Origin of the sequence: Paenibacillus sonchi, from assembly GCF_016772475.1 — a bacterium.
Taxonomy (GTDB): domain Bacteria; phylum Bacillota; class Bacilli; order Paenibacillales; family Paenibacillaceae; genus Paenibacillus_AQ; species Paenibacillus_AQ sonchi.
On record NZ_CP068595.1, the window covers coordinates 1,652,717 to 1,670,072 of the forward strand.

At 52.7% G+C, this 17,356-nt stretch carries 19 protein-coding genes and 2 pseudogenes; 11 read left to right on the forward strand and 10 right to left on the reverse strand.

Features of this window, described 5'->3' with window-relative positions; genetic code table 11:
- Positions 1 to 2: 2 nt before the first annotated feature.
- Both JI735_RS07560 and JI735_RS37210 read left to right on the forward strand, forming a co-directional pair.
- Positions 3 to 305, forward strand: coding sequence for a MarR family winged helix-turn-helix transcriptional regulator (locus JI735_RS07560; RefSeq protein ID WP_325175582.1), 303 nt, complete (start codon positions 3 to 5; stop codon positions 303 to 305).
- Positions 305 to 433, forward strand: coding sequence for a hypothetical protein (locus JI735_RS37210; protein WP_325175583.1), 129 nt, complete (start codon positions 305 to 307; stop codon positions 431 to 433). The genes JI735_RS07560 and JI735_RS37210 overlap by 1 nt, the downstream gene beginning before the upstream one ends.
- A gap of 167 nt (positions 434 to 600) precedes the next feature.
- Here JI735_RS37210 and JI735_RS07565 read toward each other — a convergent pair.
- Positions 601 to 801: pseudogene (locus JI735_RS07565) on the reverse strand (MFS transporter); the annotation flags it as partial.
- Complete coding sequence (locus tag JI735_RS07570) at positions 798 to 1,139, reverse strand: zinc ribbon domain-containing protein YjdM (RefSeq protein ID WP_039834724.1); 342 nt, start codon at positions 1,137 to 1,139, stop codon at positions 798 to 800. The gene JI735_RS07570 and the pseudogene JI735_RS07565, both read right to left, overlap by 4 nt.
- A gap of 159 nt (positions 1,140 to 1,298) precedes the next feature.
- On the opposite strand from JI735_RS07570, the gene JI735_RS07575 reads away from it, so the two are divergent.
- Positions 1,299 to 1,517: a hypothetical protein gene (locus JI735_RS07575; RefSeq protein WP_039834725.1), complete on the forward strand. Its 219-nt coding sequence runs from the start codon at positions 1,299 to 1,301 to the stop codon at positions 1,515 to 1,517.
- 7 nt (positions 1,518 to 1,524) lie between these two features.
- Here the strand turns inward: JI735_RS07575 and JI735_RS07580 are convergent, their stop codons facing one another.
- Together JI735_RS07580 and JI735_RS07585 are read right to left on the reverse strand one after the other, a co-directional pair.
- On the reverse strand, positions 1,525 to 2,739 hold the full coding sequence (locus JI735_RS07580; RefSeq protein WP_039834726.1) for a chromate transporter: 1,215 nt from the start codon (positions 2,737 to 2,739) through the stop codon (positions 1,525 to 1,527).
- 122 nt (positions 2,740 to 2,861) lie between these two features.
- A complete protein-coding gene (locus JI735_RS07585; RefSeq protein WP_039834727.1) occupies positions 2,862 to 3,620 on the reverse strand; it encodes a TioE family transcriptional regulator in 759 nt (252 codons plus the stop codon).
- A gap of 224 nt (positions 3,621 to 3,844) precedes the next feature.
- Between JI735_RS07585 and JI735_RS07590 the strand changes: the two genes are divergently transcribed.
- The 5 genes and pseudogenes from JI735_RS07590 (at position 3,845) to JI735_RS07605 (ending at position 8,526) form a co-directional block, all read left to right on the forward strand.
- On the forward strand, positions 3,845 to 4,702 hold the full coding sequence (locus JI735_RS07590; protein WP_202677277.1) for an alpha/beta fold hydrolase: 858 nt from the start codon (positions 3,845 to 3,847) through the stop codon (positions 4,700 to 4,702).
- A 244-nt stretch (positions 4,703 to 4,946) separates the two neighbouring features.
- Positions 4,947 to 6,568, forward strand: a pseudogene (locus tag JI735_RS07595) (histidine kinase N-terminal 7TM domain-containing diguanylate cyclase).
- An 81-nt stretch (positions 6,569 to 6,649) separates the two neighbouring features.
- Positions 6,650 to 7,240: a diacylglycerol/lipid kinase family protein gene (locus tag JI735_RS07600; protein ID WP_325175584.1), complete on the forward strand. Its 591-nt coding sequence runs from the start codon at positions 6,650 to 6,652 to the stop codon at positions 7,238 to 7,240.
- On the forward strand, positions 7,237 to 7,539 hold the full coding sequence (locus tag JI735_RS37215; RefSeq protein WP_325175585.1) for a diacylglycerol/lipid kinase family protein: 303 nt from the start codon (positions 7,237 to 7,239) through the stop codon (positions 7,537 to 7,539). Before JI735_RS07600 ends, JI735_RS37215 begins: the two co-directional genes overlap by 4 nt.
- Positions 7,540 to 7,722: 183 nt before the next feature.
- A complete protein-coding gene (locus tag JI735_RS07605) occupies positions 7,723 to 8,526 on the forward strand; it encodes an AAC(3) family N-acetyltransferase (RefSeq protein WP_233476306.1) in 804 nt (267 codons plus the stop codon).
- 16 nt (positions 8,527 to 8,542) lie between these two features.
- Here JI735_RS07605 and JI735_RS07610 read toward each other — a convergent pair whose 3' ends face one another.
- Positions 8,543 to 9,085 carry a hypothetical protein gene (locus JI735_RS07610; protein ID WP_039834733.1) on the reverse strand — a complete coding sequence of 181 codons (543 nt, stop codon included), beginning with the start codon at positions 9,083 to 9,085 and terminating at the stop codon, positions 8,543 to 8,545.
- A 115-nt stretch (positions 9,086 to 9,200) separates the two neighbouring features.
- Here JI735_RS07610 and JI735_RS07615 point away from each other — a divergent pair, with 115 nt between their 5' ends.
- On the forward strand, positions 9,201 to 10,115 hold the full coding sequence (locus tag JI735_RS07615) for a phosphatidate cytidylyltransferase (RefSeq protein WP_039834734.1): 915 nt from the start codon (positions 9,201 to 9,203) through the stop codon (positions 10,113 to 10,115).
- 61 nt (positions 10,116 to 10,176) lie between these two features.
- Here the strand turns inward: JI735_RS07615 and JI735_RS07620 are convergent, their stop codons facing one another.
- The 5 genes from JI735_RS07620 to JI735_RS07640 all read right to left on the reverse strand — a co-directional run bounded on the left by JI735_RS07620 (position 10,177) and on the right by JI735_RS07640 (position 15,064).
- Positions 10,177 to 11,094 (reverse strand): IS3 family transposase, encoded by a 918-nt coding sequence (locus JI735_RS07620; protein ID WP_233181315.1) that lies wholly within the window; start codon positions 11,092 to 11,094, stop codon positions 10,177 to 10,179.
- Positions 11,016 to 11,330 (reverse strand): helix-turn-helix domain-containing protein, encoded by a 315-nt coding sequence (locus JI735_RS07625; RefSeq protein ID WP_039832618.1) that lies wholly within the window; start codon positions 11,328 to 11,330, stop codon positions 11,016 to 11,018. The genes JI735_RS07620 and JI735_RS07625 overlap by 79 nt, the downstream gene beginning before the upstream one ends.
- Positions 11,331 to 11,431: 101 nt before the next feature.
- Positions 11,432 to 13,624, reverse strand: coding sequence for a carbohydrate-binding domain-containing protein (locus JI735_RS07630; RefSeq protein WP_202677278.1), 2,193 nt, complete (start codon positions 13,622 to 13,624; stop codon positions 11,432 to 11,434).
- Between the two features lie 20 nt (positions 13,625 to 13,644).
- Positions 13,645 to 14,328 carry a DUF4956 domain-containing protein gene (locus JI735_RS07635; protein WP_039833458.1) on the reverse strand — a complete coding sequence of 228 codons (684 nt, stop codon included), beginning with the start codon at positions 14,326 to 14,328 and terminating at the stop codon, positions 13,645 to 13,647.
- Complete coding sequence (locus JI735_RS07640; RefSeq protein WP_039833456.1) at positions 14,321 to 15,064, reverse strand: polyphosphate polymerase domain-containing protein; 744 nt, start codon at positions 15,062 to 15,064, stop codon at positions 14,321 to 14,323. The genes JI735_RS07635 and JI735_RS07640 overlap by 8 nt, the downstream gene beginning before the upstream one ends.
- 324 nt (positions 15,065 to 15,388) lie before the next feature.
- On the opposite strand from JI735_RS07640, the gene JI735_RS07645 reads away from it, so the two are divergent.
- Positions 15,389 to 16,066, forward strand: coding sequence for a response regulator transcription factor (locus tag JI735_RS07645; protein WP_039833455.1), 678 nt, complete (start codon positions 15,389 to 15,391; stop codon positions 16,064 to 16,066).
- Entirely contained in the window at positions 16,066 to 17,331 is a 1,266-nt protein-coding gene (locus JI735_RS07650; RefSeq protein ID WP_039833453.1) for a sensor histidine kinase, read from the forward strand. Before JI735_RS07645 ends, JI735_RS07650 begins: the two co-directional genes overlap by 1 nt.
- Positions 17,332 to 17,356 lie beyond the last annotated feature (25 nt).

Genomic DNA, 17,356 nt, shown 5'->3' on the forward strand with positions numbered 1-17,356 from the left:
TTATGGACAACGAATTATTTCAGAAATTTGTAGCTTTTACGACTGCCGTCCATCAAATTACAAGTGATATCAGCAAAGATATCAAATCCGAAGCACTGACCCCCCTTCAATATAAAATTCTCGAATATATCGCCGTCAGCCAGCCCGTCACCCTCAGCGAGATCAGCGATTGCATGCATATGTCGATGCCGAACACCAGCCGTGAGCTGAAGAAGCTCAGCGAGAAGCAGCTATGCGATAAAATCACCGATCCCGCCGACCGCCGCAAGCAGGGGATTACCCTCTCCCCGCCGGAGAGGCCATGATGAACGAAGCGTTTCAGCATATCGCCATCCGGTTCACCGAACGGATCGGCGATTTAACCGGAGAGCAGCGCAAAGAGATCGAGCGGGCGCTCGATCTGCTGCAGGAAAAGGTATTTTACTTGAGGTAAACCAACATGGAATTAACAATCATTTTACCGGAATACTGTTCGCCGGACTCTCAATCGGAGCTTCCTTGCGTTTGATAAAGAAGGCCAGGATCAGCGCAATAACGGCACTCCCGGCGGTTACCATTGAAGCCACATTCATCCCGTGTATTAAGCTGTGAACATCAAGCGGGGCTTGTGAATACTCTTAATTCCAGCAGGGGATTCTCCATGGTCAATTGCCGCCATACGAACAGGCCAAGTGCAATGAACCCGATACCCAAAGAAATCAGAACTTCCGTGCTCCCCCACCCTTTGCTGCCCGAAACGCTGAATCCATACAATACGCCGCCAAACCCAAGAGACGACAGCGTCATGGATAACGCAATTATGCTTTTCTGACAAATTCGGATTTGAGCTTCATGGCTCCAAAGCCGTCGATTTTGCAGTCAATATCATGATCGCCCTCGACCAGCCTGATGTTCTTCACTTTGGTACCGATCTTCAGCACGGAGGAGCTGCCTTTGACCTTCAGGTCCTTGATGACAGTAACCGAATCCCCATCATTCAAAATATTGCCATTGGCATCCCGTACTACCTTGCTCTCCTCAATGCTTGCATTTCCCGCACCCTGCGCCCACTCATGTCCGCATTCCGGGCAAACCAGCAGCGTCCCGTCCTCGTACGTGTACTCCGAGCTGCACTGCGGGCAGTTTGGCAATTCATTCATGATCACATTCTCCATTCCTTATCGACAGCATCGTCTCATAAATTCTTCTTATTGTAGCATACCACTTGAACTTGCGCTTAAATTAAATTAATATCTAATTAGATATATATTGAATTAAGTGTTATTCAAATCCCTGTTTACTTAAGGAAGGTGCAACTATTGATCACTTTAGAAGCCGTACCGGACCCAATGTCCGCAGAAAGTGTAGAGCTTCAGGCCGCAATTCTTAACTCCCAGCCCGCGTTCAATCTGATGGTGCAGCATAAAGAGCATCTCACCCCGGAGGAAATCCGTGAGGAGACGGCTATGTCATTCGTCAAAAGGACCCAAGATCAGCGCGGCAATGAGGTGGATGTGTACGAAAAACCGCTCTTGTGAACATAGTCTAGATGAACTGCATCAGAAATCCTCCCGCAGCACCGGCCAGAACAATCACCCAGGGCGGGAGCTTCCAGAAAAAGAGCATCACAAACAAGATTGCGGCCAGCGCGAAGTCCAGCGGCTTCAGGATGGCGGAGGTCCACAGCGGATCATATAGAGCTGCCAGCAGAATTCCCACCACAGCAGCGTTGATGCCCGCGAGCGCCCCTTGAACGTTCGGACTGCTTCTAAGCCCATTCCAGAAAGGAAGCGCACCGATAACCAGCAGGAATGCAGGCAGGAAGATGCCCAGCGTCGCAATGATGCCGCCTTTGAACCCTGCGGCCATCATCCCAAGATAGCTGGCAAAGGTAAACAGCGGCCCCGGAACGGCTTGTGCCGCTCCGTAGCCGGCCAGAAAGTCCTCCCGGCTGACCCATCCGGCAGGTACAACCTCATGTTCCAGAAGCGGAAGCACAACATGTCCTCCACCGAATACCAGTGAACCGGAACGGTAAAAACTGTCGAAAAGCGCAACCCCCCCAGCACCTGCAGACGTTCTAAGAAGAGGAAGCGCTATAAGCAGAAGGAAAAACAACGCCAGACAGCAGACGGCAACGGTCCGGCTGATCCGGATAGGCAGGTCAGGACCCCGATCCGGTTGACCCCGATACAGCCAAAGGCCGATCATCCCGGCAGCTGCGAGGATTAGGACTTGAGCGTAGGCAGCATGCCAGGACAGCGCAAAAACTGCCGCTATCACCGCAATGGTAACTCTTCCTCTGTCCGGTGTAAGCTTTTGCCCCATTCCCAGCACCGCTTGCGCTACAATCGCCACCGCTACGATCTTCAGTCCATGAATCCAGCCCGCACCAGCGATATCAACGCCCTGCAGTACTAAGGCAAATACAGCCAGAGCGATCACTGAAGGCAAAGTGAATCCCAGCCAGGCTATGAATCCCCCAAGCAAGCCGGCCCTGACCACACCGATGCCAATCCCCACCTGGCTGCTCGCTGGCCCGGGGAGAAACTGGCAGAGCGCCACCAGATCGGCATAGCTGCGTTCATCCATCCATTTCCGGCGGCGGATATACTCATTATGGAAGTACCCCAGATGGGCAATCGGCCCTCCGAAGGAGGTAAGCCCGAGCTTCAGGGAGACACCCAGCACCTCCAGCAGAGCAGCCCCTCTGCCCTTTGTCACGCCAGCTTCCACCGGCTTCTGACTTCCCGTCTCCATACCTAAATTCCTCCCTCTCCCGGTACTCCGCCTCATTCAGGCGCGTCTTTCCATCGTAACATTGAATTGTTAACGCTCTATAAGTTCACTAATTCAACTTCGTTAATCTGCAGTTACGCCATTCACCTCTCCTTCCCTTGATACGTCGACATGGATCGGGAGGCTGTATCCTCCGGCCTCAATAGTCCCGCCTGAGCGCAAAGCTCCATCAGTTGATGCACGCCGCTGTACTGTTGGCGGTTGCGCTGATGAATGCGGCCCAGCGCGTGCTCGGTTACCTCTTTGGCCTTGTCCAGGCTGTGCTGCTCCACAGCTTCCACAAGCTCCTTCATTCTCTCCAGAAAATATACCGTCCGTCTCAAGGTGCGGATCAGCAGAATCTGCCTTAAATGCACCGCAGTGTACATTCTGTAGCCATTCTCCGGGTTTCTTAGCGGAGTCAGCAGCCCCTCCTTTTCCCAGTGGCGAATGGCCGAGGGCTGAACTCCCGCAATCGCTGCAGCTTCTCCGATCGACATCCGGTGGCTGACGGGTCTGCCTTTGATGAAGCTAATCTCCGGGTCCTGCAGCAGCGCCAGCGTCTGATCGGCAGCAGCTTTTTCCTCCTGTAATCTGGCCTGCTCTGCCCCTGCAAGCCACAAGGCCTGATCCATGTCCCCCTGTTGGATGTTGCGCAGCACATCATAGGTTAACTTGTAGCCAAACCCCGGAATCATGGCGCGAAGACAGCGAAAGTAGGCCAGATGCAGCTCCGTATACATACGGTAGCCATTCGCTGCCCGTTCCGGCGCGGGAACCACACCCCAGGATTCATAATGCCGCAAGGCGCTGGTACTGATGCCAAGCACCGATGCAAGCTCAACCGGCTTGTAATATTGCATTGATTCACCTCCTTCATCTACATCCTGTGCGTGATACTAACCTACCAAAGACCCGCACCGTCTGCAAACCTTCACATAAAACCTTTAAGTGCTTTAATAAACCTGGAACTGGTTTTCTCAAGCATACTCAGGCCCTTATCGGCAGAACCTTCCCACTTGCATCAATGTTATATATTGATAGATATACAGGATTTCTGAACAAATGCTGAATTAGGAGGCTAACGATGCTTAGAGTACAAATGCATGATGCAAGCTGGATCGAGGTGGAGATTCAAGGAGAAGGACCCTGCCTGCTGCTCCCGGTGAACCCCCGGCCCATAGATGGACCACAGGCAGACGAGATGACGAAGTGGGGCGTTGATCCGGCGCTCGGGCGCTCCCTGATTGACCAGCTTAGCGGCAGCTGCCGGGTCATCGCCTTCGATTATGAAGGCCATGTTCAAAGCTGCGCCAAGCCCGATACCCTGACGCCGGATAACCTGTCCAGCGACTTTCTGGCCATCGCCGATGCGACGTCCGCGCAGCAATTCGCCTATTACGGCTATTCCTGGCTGGCCCTGTCCGGCATGCAGCTGGCCCTGCGCACAGACCGGCTGTCAGCGCTTGTCATGGGCGGCTTCCCGCCTGTCTGCGGTCCGTATAAGGAAATGCTGAAGGTCACGATGGCTGCCTATCATCTCTCTGTCTCGGCACAGAAGAACCCGGACCCCTCCCCCGCCGCATGGGACGGGAACGCCGATGAATTCGACTGGTCACAGGCTGAAGTCACGATGAGCGAGGCGCAGACCAAACAGTTCGTCACGTTGTACCAGGCGCTTCAGGCATTCGATGACCGGACGGCCCAGGAACGGATCACCTGTCCCCGCCTCTGCTTCGCCGGCAGCGCCGATCTTATCGAGTATGGCGAACGCTGGGGAGCCGTGCGGGTCGATATCGCCGGACCGCTTATCAGAGAGCGGTCCGCCCTCGAAGCGCTAGGCTGGGATGTGGCGGTGCTTGAGGGTCTGGACCATACCCAGGCGATGCAGCCGGCGCATGTCCTGCCCCTTCTGAAGCCCTGGCTGGATGCCAATCTGCACTAAGCCCCGGCAAGGCAATCCGGCTGTCTCCTACGCCGCTTGCACTCATTGTCAGAATAAGCTGTTCCCGGTCTAACGGGGCAGCTTATTTTACTTTCACCCCCTCCGGCTCCTCCTGCCGTGCCTTGCAAAGTGGTTGTATTCTTGGCAAGCTAATTATATATTAGAAGCAAGATGCAAGACTTTAGGCCCAAAAACCATGCATAATTGACTAATAATAGCAGGAAGGTGTAACTTGTTGGGTTTTGTGGTATGGATTGATCTGATTTTATTTTTCGTTCTGTTTGCACTTTTCGTCTATATTTTCGTTTCAGTTAACATCACGAATCTGCACAAAGTCTATTTAGCCTTCCATTTCACCATGATGATCTGGCCCTTCTGCCAATTTGCCATCAAAACTGCCGATAATCCCATATATCAATTATTTTATGTTAAGGCTGCATTCGTAGATTCGGCGCTTCTCAGTACGGGCTGGGTCTTTTTCACCATTCTGTTGACCGGACAGACCCGGTTTCTGCGGCGGAAAATGCTGCTGCTGCTGTCGGCTCCAGCTATTTTTTCGGCAGCCTGTATTCTATTCAGCCCCAACAGCTGGTTTGTGCAGCCGGTAAATGAGGAATATATTCAAAGAACCTATGGTCCTCTCTTCTGGCTCTTCATAGCCGTAATCATCATTCAGGCGGTTATCTCACTGTACGTCATCTCTGCAGCCCTGGTCCAGGAGCTGGCTCCCCGCGTGCGAAAGCAAGTGATGCTTGTGCTGAAAGGGATTCTTGCGGTAACCGTGTTTATCCTGCTGGATATTGTGCTGAATGTGGTCCTGGACCCGTATCTGCCGGTGATTCCGGGGATGACCTCGCTGGGCATTTTACTGTCTGCTGTCTTTTTTGTGGTTTCCATTAACCGCGACAAAGTGTTTGATATAGCGACCATAGCCCATCAGGATGTGATGGATACGATCGGACATGGCGTCCTTGTACTTGATGAATATGACAACGTGGTCGAGATTAACCGTTTTCTGGGTCCCCATATGCATCTGCACCGGGGGGAGCGGTTCGATATCAGGATTATTTTTCCGGAAAGCTCGCCTGCCATTGAAGCGTTTATATCGGGATACCATGAACGGCCGCTGGAGAGAATCGAAATTGAAATCCTCCATACGGTTATCCGGCGTTATCTTAAAATTCAGGCAACGCCCATTATGGTCGGCGGGTTACGGGCGGGGCGGATCGTCACGTTCCAGGATATTACGGAGCTGCAGAGGCTGATCCATGAAACCCACCAACAGAATAGGATTCTTCAGGAACGCAACCATTCATTGATTGCCGTGCAAAAAGAGCTGTCCGAGACGAACCGGCAGCTGCAGCAAATGGCCATCACCGACAGCTTGACCGGCTGCTATAACCGCCATTATCTGACGCAGCAGCTTGAAGACGAAGTGATCCTGAACAGGGAAAAGCACATTCCTTTTGCGCTTATTTTGCTGGATATCGATTTCTTTAAGAATGTGAATGACACTTACGGCCATTTGGCCGGGGATGAAGTGATCTGCCAGACGGTGGAGGTGCTTAAGCAGGAATTACGACAAACTGACGTTTTAGCACGGTACGGGGAGAAGAGTTCATTATCTATCTGCCGGATACCCGTGAAGCCGAGGCACTGCATGTAGCCGAACAGCTCAAGGCAAGGGTGGAAATGAACCAGATCACGATTGCCAATGCTGCTGATCCAGTAACGGTTACAATCAGCATGGGGCTCCTGACTATCAATGATTTCTCGCTGAACAGCAATCTTTTTGAAGATGTGGACCAAGCCCTCTATCAGGCCAAAAATAAAGGTCGCAACCGGATTGTACATATTGCGCGCTGACGCCGCGTTTGCTATCGTTCAACGGCTTCCTTTGGGGTAATGGTAAGTACAACACATCTGCAAACAGGGAGGAAACTGTATATGACGCAGGCCACGATCATTGTTAACCCCTCTTCCGGCAAGGAGGAAGCGCTGGACTATCTCAGGAGTGTGGAAGAGCTGCTGCAGAGTCAAGGCTATGAGGTTACAGTCAAGGAGACGCAAAAAGAAGGCGATGCCACCGGTTACAGCATCGCTGCATGCGAAGCGGGGGCCGACATGATCGTGTCCATCGGCGGGGACGGCACGCTTCATGAAACGATCAACGGCCTCTCCGGCCAGGCACATCAGCCGAAGCTGGGGATTATTCCGCTCGGCACGGTGAATGATTTCGCCCGCGCGCTGCAGATCCCGCTGATTCCCGAAGAAGCCGTCCGGACGCTGGCTTCCTCCCGGGTACAGCTAGTGGACGCAGGCAGGCTGAACAACCGCCTGTTCATCAACGTGGTCGCCGCAGGCAAGCTGGCTGAATCGCTCACCTCCGTATCTTCGGATGACAAATCCAGACTCGGCGCGCTGGCATACTTCAAGGAGGGCATCAAAGAGCTTGCAGGCAATGCATCCCACCCCTCACCATACAGCATGACGGGAAGACCTGGGCGGGGGAGACTCCGCTTTTCCTCGCCGCATTGACCAACTCGGTAGGCGGCTTCGAGAAACTGGCTCCCGAAGCCGCTGTCGACGACGGCTTGATTCATTGCTACATCATTAAGGATCTTCATTTCTTCAACACGCTTACAGTCAGCCTTTCTGTGCTGCTGGGCAATCTGAAGAATCATAAGGACGTGGAATATTTCACCGCGAGCGAAGTCACAATAAGCTCATCGGATACCGTACGAACCAATGTGGACGGCGAAGAAGGACCGGCTCTGCCGATTAAGCTGAGCGTCCTTCCCCGCCATATTCGCGTAGTGGTGCCGGATTCATTATGATACCGGTCTGTATCCGTTTTCAGGCCGGTGCACAAAATTGGCTTGTCTGCTATTGCTGCAAATGAATCCGGCTGGTATAGTATGGATAATTAATTCAAGGGCACTGATCCCTGGCTACGCTGGAGACAACCCCGCTGCTTGCAGCGGGGTTGTCTTATTCTGATGAAAAGGTGGAGGTCCACATTGACCAGAAGCAATGAAACCAGAATGATCTTTACGAAAGAGGATTTGATTAATCAATTTACCAGCTGCGGGCTAACCAAAGGACAGCACATCCTCGTGCATACATCCTTAAGCAAGTTTGGTTTTATTATCGGCGGAGCCGAAACATTCATCCGTGCTCTGCTTGAGATTGTGGGCGAAGAAGGAACCTTGATGATGCCGTCCCAGACCTGGAAAAATCTCGATCCCTCAACTGGCGTCCACTGGGAAGAGCCCGCCGAATGGTGGCCAATGATCCGGCAGCATTGGCCTGCCTATGATAAAGAAATTACTCCGGCAATAGGGATGGGCGTGGTGGCGGAAATGTTCCGCAAATGGCCGGGGGCCGCAAGGTCAGACCATCCCGCACGCTCCGTCGCCGCCGTGGGCAGGCATGCGGAATATCTGACGCAAAACCATGACCTCAGCAATATTTTTGGGATTGGCTCACCGCTGGATAAGCTGTATCATTTAAATGGTTATGTTCTCTTGGCAGGCGTCGGCCATGATAAAAACACATCCTTGCATCTGGCAGAAGCCCGGGCTGATTTTCCCGCCAAGAAGCGGGTCTATGACAGCAGTGCAGTCATGGTGGGGGGCAGACGCAAGTGGGTAACTTACGAAACCCAGGCTGTGAACGACGAGGATTTTATCCGATTGGGCGAAGAATATGATAAAGAAATGAACCTCAAGGTTCATCAGGCCGGAAAGGCCGAAATCCGGTTTATGGAGCAGCGTCCTCTGGTGGACTGGGCCACTGCATGGATGGAGAAGAACCGGTTATAGAAGGGTTGACGGGCAATTATTGCCTAGGCGCATATTCTCTCAGCTTCCCTTGATAGATCAGCTCCAGCCGGTCGCTCTGCCGGAAATCATCCGGGGTGACGAGTGCGGGCAGCTTGTTCCACAGCTTGATGCCGGAACGGTCCAGAATTTCCGCAACAAACTGCGAGCAGAAATAGGAGTTGCTGAATTCAACAGGCTCCTTGAGGGCGATGCCGATGACCCCCAGCATGTTGTAGAGGTACTTTTGGCGGCTGCGGATAAAAACGTGCAGGACCCGCCGCATTTTTTCCACCTCGCGTTCAGAGACATGCAGCTCATAGATTACACAGGTGGTATCCGGATACTTGCTGAAGGTGCCTGTCCGCAGATCTTCATGCACAAAACCGCCATTCAAGGGATTGCTCGGATTCTTCCGGCCGAAGCTGTACAGTTCCTTAAGCTCCCGGTCAAACGCAATTGAGGCGTGATTGTATGGTGCTTTGGTATAACCTTGAATGAGCTTTGTAAATAGCGTTCCCGTATTCGTAAGCAAAATAAAGACCGAATGATCTGCTTCCATGTACAGAATATCCCCTTATCGCAGTGTAAAAATTTAACATGCAGCTTGTGCCTTTTTCTATTCTAACATATGATCCCTTTGTTGGAATCCTATCCTGCAGCAAGTTGGTGATGGCTTGAACAGCTCGTTGGTTACATTAATACTTATATTTACAGCTTTATCCGCGGTCCATTTGATCTACATGCTGGTGAGCAGACTGCAGAAAGACAAGGACTACACGGGGATCGGCTTCCGCATCAAAACCTGGTGGGGCATGGTCTTTATCTTCTGCCTGGCCACGTTGTTCAACCCGGTCGTGTCCCTGCTGTCCCTGATGGTGCTTGCCTTCTTCGCACTGAAAGAATATTTCTCCATGATCCGTACGCGAAAAGCGGACCGGAGGCTGTTTCTGTGGGCCTACCTGTCCATTCCGCTGCAGTTCTACTGGATCTATATCGAATGGTACGGCATGTTCATCGTCTTCATTCCGGTGTACGTCTTCCTGCTCCTGCCGCTGCCCCGGCTGATCAACAAAGGCACCCTTGGCTTCCTGCGGAGCGTAAGCGCCACCCAGTGGGGGCTGATGCTCATGGTTTTCGGTCTCAGCCATCTGGCTTACTTCCAGTTTGCCACACCGGAGTACGGCGCAGGGCTCGTGCTGTTTCTGGTAGTGTTGACCCAGTTGAATGATGCCGTACACTACCTGGCCTCGATCTATTTCGGCAAGCGCAAGGTCGTGCCGACCGCCAACCCGAATCTGACCTGGGAAGGCTTCGCCTGTGCATTTGCGGTCACTGCCGGAGTCTCATATCTGATCTACCCTTACCTGACGCCGCTGACCCCGGTATTCGGGTTCTTCTCCGGCGTGCTGATCAGCCTGGCCGGATTCTTCGGCAGCTTAACGGTGTCCGTACTGAAGCGCGATTTGCTCATCGGGGATGACGACAAGTTCGCGGCCCTGCAGAAAAGCTACCTCAGCCGCGTGGACAGTCTGGCTTACACCTCGCCGGTGTTTTTCCATGTGATCCGTTATTTTTTTGATTTTATGTAAGCAAAACGGCCCCTCTCCATCCATGGTCAAGCCCCTATTTTGTAGACACTGAAAAAAGACCCTAGGCTGTAAGCTGCTTCCGGTACTCCACCGGAGGCAGCTTATTTAGTCTTCGTTGCGGTCGATACTGGTTGTAAAATTGAATATAGGCTTCAATTCGTCTTTGTGCCTCGTCCAGATTTCGGATATCATAAGGGTAGAGCCCTTCCGTTTTGAGATGCGAGAAGAAGCTCTCCATGGAGGCATTGTCATAACAATTTCCTCGGCGGGACATGCTGATTCGGGCGCCAACCTTTGGCAGCATGTCATGGTATGCATGAGACGTGTATTGGAATCCCTGGTCGCTGTGAACGATCAGTCCGGTCACGTCTTTTGTCTTGTTAAAGGCTTTCTCAAAGGTCTGTAGAACCAGTGGATTGTCATTTTTCTGACTCATGTGGTAGGCTACAATTTCATTGTTAAACAAATCTTTCACCGCAGAAAGATAGAGCCACGATTCTCCCACCCGGTATTGAGTCACATCGGTAACCCATTTTTGGTTAGGAGCATCCGCCTTGAAATCTCGCTTCAGTAAGTTTTTAGCGACTCGCCCTCCGTCCGAAGATGCGTAATTACAGCGATGTTTTCGCCTTATTCGTGACCGGATTCCAAGTACCTGCATGAGCCGTAGCACCTTCTTATGATTCATCCAGACTCCATGATCCTGCAGCAAGAATAACTGGATCTGTCGGTATCCGTAAACTCCGTTGTAGTGCTCGTAAACCTTCTTCACAAGTTCTCTATCTTCTCGGTCCCGATCGAATGCTTTGCGCTTTAGAAAGGCGTAATATCCGCTTCTGGAGACCCCAAACACTTTGCACAAATGACGAACCGGATATTCACTTGAGGCTCTCTCAATCGTTACATACCGCTCTGTTTCATCTCCTGCATCCAGATTTCCAAGCACTTTTTTAGCATTTCGTTCTCCTGTTTGAGCCATTTGACCTGTCTTTCTTGATCGACATATTGTTCTCGCCGTCCTCGCTGGTCCACAAGTCCGAACTCTCCCAGTTCCCGGTATTTCCTCATCCATGTTTTCAACCGATGTCTGTCTGTAATTTCGAACTTCTCCATAATTTTACGATAGGTCCAACCTTCGACCATATGAAGACGTATTGCCTCCAGCTTTGTTTCATAAGAATACGTTTTAGACTTCTTTCCTTTAATCGCTGGCATAAAAAATGCACCCCCTAGAATTCATCGGATAAACCAGGGGTTTATTCCAATGTCTATTCTAAGGGGTGCACTTCATCCACCGGAGAGGGGCCGTTTGTTATTTAATTTGCAGTTTCACCTGCAGCATCTGGCGGTGTACCGCCTGCTCCGCCTTCGGGCGGAGTGTCTCCAGCGCCGCGTTCAGGTCTGGTGCCGCTGCCTCCGCCGCCGAAGCTGCCACCACCAGGGCCACGGCCAGTGTTAGCCGTAGTGACGCCTGATTCGTTCAGCCAGGTAACGCTGCCGGAGATGTCGAACGTTACGACCTGCGTGCCGCCGGTATAGTCGCCGTCTGTATACAGCCCGTCTACTGCGGTGCCTGTAGAGGTCCCGCCTGTGGAGAGGGTGTAGGAACCGCCCTTCTTCAAATCCGGAGAGCTGACAACGACGGACGAGAAGTTCTTCGAAGGTGCGAAGGTCAGGATGTTGTTGCCGTCACCATCTTCCAGATGAACCAGCGTTCCAGCCTGCTGGGCCTCAGTGAAGCTCATGCTGACTGAGTATTGGCTGGAATCCTCGCCCGGAGCCTGGGCCATCCCCGAGCTGCCCGCAGCAACCAGTAAGCCGCCTGTCATGTCGAAGGTGCCGTCATAATCCAGCGGACCGTTGCCGTCATTGGTAGGGCCGTTGACAATCACGGTTCCGCCAGTCATGGAGAACGATTGGTTGGAATCCAGCCCGTCACCTGTGGAGTCAACTGCTACCAATCCGCCGCTGATCGTGAGTTGGCTGCTGCCGGAGCCTGTGAATTGATCCTGCTGTGCAGTTCCCTGTCCAGCGTTGCCGTCATTGTCGCCGGACACGTTCACGCCGTCATCGGATGCGGCTACGTGAATTTCTCCGCCGGAGATAGTGATATTGCCGCCTTCAATGCCTTCATAGCTCTTCGTGATATCGATGGTGCCGCCGGACAAGGAAGTCAGGCTGTCCGCATGGATGCCGTCGTCTCCCGCAGTAATCTTGAATTCACCGTCCGTCACAGAGACATTGCTGTTGCTGTGCAGCGCATCATCTGCGGTGTTAATCGTGAAGCTGCCGCCATTCACGGTAAGGTCTCCTCCGGCCTTCAGCCCTTTGGCGCTTGTGGATTCCGTTTCAGCCGTTGTTGCAGTTGCCTCCGCTGTAGATACCGCTGCCGTAGTCACGGCTGTTGTAGTCACGGCTGCTGTATCCGCCGCAGCTGCTGCCGTGTTTACCGCCGGAGCCGCCTCGGTTGTGGCTGCCGAGGTGCCGTCCACTGCCCCCTGGTTACCGAAGCCGCCCCGGCCGCCGCCCATACCCTTACCGCCAGGCCCTTGATCCCCCGTCTTCACCTCTGCGTTTTCATAGCCGCCGTTCGTCACAAGGCTGAAGGTTCCGCCATCGATGACTTCCGCCGTTTCAGCTTGAATGCCATCATTGCCTGCCGTGATGTCGAATGTTCCGGCTGCAATAGCCACGAAGCCTTTGGCCGTATCCTCATCATTGGTGGATTTGATGCCGTCTCCTTCCGCTTTGATGGTAAGATTGCCGTCCTGTACGGCCACCAGATCCTTGCCTACAATGCCGTCATCTGCTGCCGTAATATCAATTGTGCCGCCGGCAATTTTCAGATCATCCTTGCTGGAGATGCCGTCCTTGTAGCTCCCGGTAACCGTCAGCTTGCCGGTTCCGTTAACGGTCAGATCGGCTTTGCTGAAGATGGCCGCACTCGGCTCGTCCGTGGCGGCATCGGCGAACACATAGTTTGCTCCATCGGCAACGCTGTTCTCTGTACCTTCCTGCAGGGTGATTACAACCTTGCCCGCTTCCTTGATGTAGATTGGAGCGCTGTCGCTATCCTTGAGGCTCACGCCGTTCAGCACCAGCCGAACGGTTCCTTTGGCCTGCTCATCCACAATAATCTGCCCGTCGCTCAGTGAACCGGAGAGGATATAGGTTCCCGCTTCCGTAATCGTGACCGATCCATTCTTGGCTGTAGCGCCAGCGCCTTTAATCTCTGCGGTTGTTCCTGCAAGGGTAATATCGGTTGCTGCATCTGCCGTCCAGGCTGTGGTGATATCATCTGCGTCGTACTCCACCAGATCCGTTGTCTTAACGTTTGCCAGTTCTACTGCGGCGGCAGTTCCGCCCGTTGCACTGGCGGTAACGGCTGTACCTGCTGCCGGGCTGTCCGCTGCATTGGTATTCGCCCCTGTATTCGTGCTGCACGCTGTCATGAGCGCTGCACTCAGCAGCACCATCCCTATCTTGCTCCCTGTAAGGAAATTTTTCATATGCCATCGTTCCCTTCGATTTAGTAGTCTGTGGTGGCTGGACACATCGTCAGTGACAGATCTAAATTGCCGTTCCGGGTGCGGACCGCATCCAGGAGCTCCTTCTGGCTCGTATGCTCATCAATCGTAACTTCGTAGACCAGCTCGTATAAGCTGCCCAGCTCGGTGGTTCTAATCTTTTTCAGCTCATAGCGGACATTGAATGTATCGAACACTTCGGCAAAAGCCTCCTCATACCCCAGGTTCTCGGGGATAGTTACCTTCAGCGTCTTCTGCTGCGACTTTCTGGCCCCGAAGCCGGTGCGGTTCAGGATGAACATCAGCACGCAGAGAATGAGGGTGAACAGTGCGGCGTAGCCGAATGAACCGACTCCGCAGGCCAGTCCCGAAGCCATGGTGAACAGCACAAATGTAATATCCTTCGGGTCGCCGGGCGCGCTGCGGAAGCGGATAATCGAGAAGGCCCCGGCAAGGCTGAAGGCACGGGCTACATTGCTGCCAATGAGCAGAATGATGATCGCCACAATCACCGGCAGCAGGACCATCGTCAGTGTGAAGCTTTGCGAATATCCCCCCGGGTTGGTTTTCATGTAGGTGAAACTGATCAATCCGCCGAGTACAATCGATATGAAAATCGTCAAAATGGCGTCCGTAAAGGTTAATTCAGCACTCGTCAGAGCGGCGGAAAATATAGAGTCAAGCATACAGGGCACTCTCCCTTTCGATTTTGCTGGCCTTCAGCATCTTTTTATATTCATTGCCGTATTTGGAGAAGCTGGTGCGGTACATCCTGTGCTCGGAGAGCATTTTCGCCAGCCAGACGGGAATCGTCTTCTCGGCCTTCACTTCCATCAGCCATTGGCCCTGGGGCATCAGGTACTCTCCATGCGTGCCATGCTCCAGCTTCAGATCGTAGCGGCGGCTGCGGATGTTCGTGTCGAAGGTGATGCGCAGATCCCGGTTGTTTTTGCAGAAAAGCGCTTTGCGTTCATAGGAGAGGTACACCTTGGGCATCAGATCATACCGGGATAAAAAGTACTTGATCTCTTCAATCACCTGCTTGTTCATGTACTCCCGGTACTCCGGCTCCACGCCGGTAGCGACAAAATCGTAGGCCTCCTGCAGCTTGAGCGAAGTTCTTCTTTTGTTAACCAGGCCGAACACCTTTTTCTTAATTTCCAGATACACCTTGGTGTCCTGGTCCGGAACACCGTAAGCCCGCAGCCGGAGCTTTTCCTTGTATTTCGGCTTCGCCAGACTGCTGCGGATCAGCGAGTCATGGGCGGTATCATAATAGAGATTCGTAATGGAGTAGAATTCATGCTGCTTGTTGTAATCATCCGGCTCCATATATTCCAGCAGGTCATTGTAGAGTTTCTGGTAAGCGGTATGGTCCAGCAGATATTTGTTCTCGTACCGGTTGAATACCTCAATCGCCATAAGGGTCAGATCCTTTCATAATGGAGTGTTTCAGATGTGCTTATAAGTGCTGTATGTGTGCTGTATGTGTGCTGTATGTGTGTGTTCCATGTATGCCCCCGCTTGCTTATGAATGTATCTTAGTCCCGGAACCTTTAATGAATCTTAAATGGTTTTACACTCCTGTGATCTTTTTACGCCCGCTTAACAAAAGGCTGGTGCTCATCAGAATTCCTTCATATATTGCGTTCCTGGGCTTGGAATCGGGTTAAGGTTGGTTAAAGGTAATCTTGCTATAATGACTTAAGTAATCAGCAAACTTCTATGCAGAGGATGGGCATACCCATGAGAATATTAATAGTGGAAGACGAAGTGCATCTGGCGGAAGCCTTGACTCAAATATTGAAGAAGCAGAATTATTCGGTGGATGCGGTCCATGACGGCAGATCGGGGCTGGACTATGCACAGAGCGGGATCTATGATCTGCTGCTGCTGGATATCATGATGCCGGAGATGGATGGCTTTACTGTGCTGAAGAAGCTCCGCAGCGGGGGTATATCCACTCCCGTGATCATGCTGACCGCCAAGGGAGAGATAACGGATATGGTGGCGGGGCTGGATTACGGGGCCGATGATTATATCGCCAAACCCTTCTCGTCAGAGGAACTCATGGCCAGAATACGGGCGGCGCTGCGGCGCAAAGGCGAGGTCATCCCGGATGACACGCTGAAGCTGGGGGATATGGAGCTGAATACGGCGAACCTGCGGCTCTCCGTGAAGGGCAAAGAAATCAAGCTGAACCTGAAGGAAAATGAGCTGCTGGAGCTGCTGATCCTAAGGAAGCAGGCGGTAACCTCGAAGGAGCAGATTATCGAGAAGCTGTGGGGCTTCGACTCGGAGGCGGAGCATAACAATGTGGAGGTATACATCTCTTTTTTGCGGAAAAAGCTGGTGTTCCTGAATTCAGAGGTGCGCATTAACACAATTCGGAATGTCGGCTATGTATTAGAGGTGAACCGCTGATGTTCAAAAAACTCAGGAACCGGTTTCTGATCGTCAATCTGACCACCATCTCCGTGATTATGCTGATCGCCTTTGCCTCGATCTATGTGATCATGTACCTGAATGTGCAGAACGACATTAATATGAATCTCCACCGGATTGCGGACTACCAGCAGAAGGGCCCTGGCGAGGCAGGACATCCGGGCTCCGCTGACGGGATACCTCCCAAAGAGAACAGGCCTATGGAGGGCGGCAACCCGCCGCCGGAGCGTTCCATTTCCTTCACGGTGACAACGGACGCGAGCGGCAATCTGAAAGACAAGGACTCCAAATTTATGATGGACGATGAGTTCTATACGGCTGCACTGAAGGAGGCCCTCAGCATCGGCAAGGATATCGGCCGGTTCACCCTGGATGACAGCCGATGGATTTTCACGGTTAAGCATATGGGGGAAGAGAAGATTATCGTCTTCCTGGACATCACGGCCCAGCAAAACATCCTCACCAACCTGATCTACACCTTCACCGCCGTCGGCCTGCTGATGCTGATTATCCTCTACTTCACCAGCCGGTTCTTTGCTAACCGCTCGATTGCACCGGTCCGGGAGGCTTTTGATAAGCAGAAGCAGTTCATCGCCGATGCCTCCCATGAGCTGAAGACGCCGCTGACGATCATCAATACCAACGCGGATGTGCTCCTGTCCAATAGCGGCGACACGATCGGCAGCCAGGCGAAGTGGCTGCAGTATATTAAGTCGGAGACGGAGCGGATGACCCGGCTGACCAATGACCTGCTGTATCTGACGGAGATGGATGATTCCCGGACGGGCATGATCCACAGCAGGTTCAATATAAGCGAAGCGGTAGAGAATATCATTCTGACGATGGAAGCCGTGATCTTTGAAAAGCATATCTCCTTCGACTATGACATCCAGCCGGAGCTGACCGTGCAGGGCAACAGCGAGCAGATTAAGCAGGTGGTGATGATCCTGCTCGACAATGCCGTGAAATATACGAACCCTAAGGGCGCTGTAGCCATCACGCTCAAAAAACAAAATAACGATGTGCTCCTGTCCGTCTCGAACACCGGGGAAGGCATTGCCGCCGAGCATTTGACCCGCATCTTCGACCGCTTCTACCGCACGGATACTTCCAGAGCGCGCAAACAGGGCGGATACGGCCTGGGTCTTGCCATTGCCAAATCGATTGTGGAGCAGCACAAGGGCAGGATTTACGCCAAAAGTGTTGTCGGGGAGTCAACTACGTTCTATGTGCAGCTGCCCTGAAAGGCTAACACAAGGAGTGTGGACA

Excerpts from the sequence above, each read along its gene's own strand:
- JI735_RS07590 (WP_202677277.1), top strand. The coding sequence starts at position 3,845 with ATGCTTAGAGTACAAATGCATGATGCAAGCTGGATCGAGGTGGAGATT.
- JI735_RS07645 (WP_039833455.1), top strand. The coding sequence starts at position 15,389 with ATGAGAATATTAATAGTGGAAGACGAAGTGCATCTGGCGGAAGCCTTG.
- JI735_RS07560 (WP_325175582.1), top strand. The coding sequence starts at position 3 with ATGGACAACGAATTATTTCAGAAATTTGTAGCTTTTACGACTGCCGTC.
- JI735_RS07585 (WP_039834727.1), bottom strand. The coding sequence starts at position 3,620 with ATGCAATATTACAAGCCGGTTGAGCTTGCATCGGTGCTTGGCATCAGT.
- JI735_RS07570 (WP_039834724.1), bottom strand. The coding sequence starts at position 1,139 with ATGAATGAATTGCCAAACTGCCCGCAGTGCAGCTCGGAGTACACGTAC.
- JI735_RS07635 (WP_039833458.1), bottom strand. The coding sequence starts at position 14,328 with ATGCTTGACTCTATATTTTCCGCCGCTCTGACGAGTGCTGAATTAACC.
- JI735_RS07640 (WP_039833456.1), bottom strand. The coding sequence starts at position 15,064 with ATGGCGATTGAGGTATTCAACCGGTACGAGAACAAATATCTGCTGGAC.
- JI735_RS07630 (WP_202677278.1), bottom strand. The coding sequence starts at position 13,624 with ATGAAAAATTTCCTTACAGGGAGCAAGATAGGGATGGTGCTGCTGAGT.
- JI735_RS07610 (WP_039834733.1), bottom strand. The coding sequence starts at position 9,085 with ATGGAAGCAGATCATTCGGTCTTTATTTTGCTTACGAATACGGGAACG.
- JI735_RS07650 (WP_039833453.1), top strand. The coding sequence starts at position 16,066 with ATGTTCAAAAAACTCAGGAACCGGTTTCTGATCGTCAATCTGACCACC.
- JI735_RS07580 (WP_039834726.1), bottom strand. The coding sequence starts at position 2,739 with ATGGAGACGGGAAGTCAGAAGCCGGTGGAAGCTGGCGTGACAAAGGGC.
- JI735_RS37210 (WP_325175583.1), top strand. The coding sequence starts at position 305 with ATGAACGAAGCGTTTCAGCATATCGCCATCCGGTTCACCGAACGGATC.
- JI735_RS07625 (WP_039832618.1), bottom strand. The coding sequence starts at position 11,330 with ATGCCAGCGATTAAAGGAAAGAAGTCTAAAACGTATTCTTATGAAACA.
- JI735_RS07620 (WP_233181315.1), bottom strand. The coding sequence starts at position 11,094 with ATGGCTCAAACAGGAGAACGAAATGCTAAAAAAGTGCTTGGAAATCTG.
- JI735_RS07600 (WP_325175584.1), top strand. The coding sequence starts at position 6,650 with ATGACGCAGGCCACGATCATTGTTAACCCCTCTTCCGGCAAGGAGGAA.